The sequence below is a fragment of the Kitasatospora sp. NPDC059817 genome (assembly GCF_042731835.1).
Classification (GTDB): Bacteria; Actinomycetota; Actinomycetes; order Streptomycetales; family Streptomycetaceae; genus Kitasatospora.
On the sequence record NZ_JBHWIR010000445.1, the window covers coordinates 1 to 1,169 of the forward strand.

The 1,169-nt window shown below is 65.9% G+C and carries 1 protein-coding gene; it reads right to left on the minus strand.

What is annotated here, in order from left to right; translation table 11 throughout:
- Positions 1 to 32: 32 nt before the first annotated feature.
- Positions 33 to 1,124 (minus strand): IS630 family transposase, encoded by a 1,092-nt coding sequence (locus ACFV61_RS36135; RefSeq protein WP_380496434.1) that lies wholly within the window; start codon positions 1,122 to 1,124, stop codon positions 33 to 35.
- Positions 1,125 to 1,169: the final 45 nt, after the last annotated feature.

The window sequence follows — 1,169 nt, forward strand, 5'->3', positions numbered from 1 at the left end:
CTAGTGTCCTGAGTCTCAGAAGCACTGCATAACTAGGACTTGGGGCTCGGCAAGCGGTTGAGGTAGCCGGCGAGGCGTTCGAAGATCTCGTCGGCGGACTTGGTCCAGGTGAACGGCTTGGGGTCTTCGTTCCAGTGGGCGATCCAGTCGCGGATGTCCTTCTCCAGGGCCTGGACGTTCTTGTGGACGCCGCGCCGTATCTGCTTGTCCGTCAGCAGGCCGAACCAGCGCTCGACTTGGTTGAGCCAGGACGAGCTGGTGGGCGTGAAGTGCAGGTGGAAGCGCGGGTGTGCGAGCAGCCACTTTTGGATGGCGGGGGTCTTGTGGGTGGCGTAGTTGTCACAGACGAGGTGGACGTCGAGCTCGGCGGGGACTTCCTTGTCGAGCTTGGCAAGGAACTTCTTGAACTCGGCGGCGCGGTGGCGGCGGTGCAGGGAGCCGATGACCTCGCCGGTAGCGGTGTTGAGCGCCGCGAACAAGGTGGTGACGCCGCCGCGCAGGTAGTCGTGGGTGCGGCGCTCGGGCATGCCGGGCATCATCGGCAGCACCGGCGCCGAGCGATCCAGTGCCTGGATCTGCGACTTCTCGTCGACGCAGAGCACGATGGCGCGCTCGGGCGGATCCAGGTACAGGCCCACCACATCGCGGACCTTCTCCACGAACTGCGGGTCCTTGCTCAGCTTGAACGTGTCGACCTGGTGCGGCTTGAGGCCGAAGGTGCGCCAGATCCGCGAGACCGTCGACTGGCTCAGTCCGCTCTGCTTCGCCATTTCGCGGGTGGACCAGTGCGTGGCGCCTTTCGGCGTCGTCTCCAGGGTCCGCACGATCACATCCTCGACGTGCTCGTCCGTCACCGTGCGGGCAGGGCCCGGCCGCTTCTCGTCGGCCAGGCCCTCCAGCCGGTTGGCTGCGAACCGCTTACGCCACGTGGCCACCGTGGTCGGATGGATGCCGAGGCCAGCGCCCACCGCAGTGTTCGACAGCCCGTCGGCACAAGCGAGGACGATCCGGCAGCGCAGCGCCAGAGCCTGCGCGGACGTCGCCCGCCGCGACCAGCGCAGCAACGTCTCACGCTCGTCATCCGTCAGAACCACTTCGACCGTCGGCCGACCCATACGCGCCATGAGCCCAGCATACTTCTATAGCTTTCCTAAGACTCAGGACACTAG

What these genes read in the sequence shown, in the direction of transcription:
- ACFV61_RS36135 (WP_380496434.1), bottom strand. Translation starts at nt 1,124, where the DNA reads ATGGCGCGTATGGGTCGGCCGACGGTCGAAGTGGTTCTGACGGATGAC.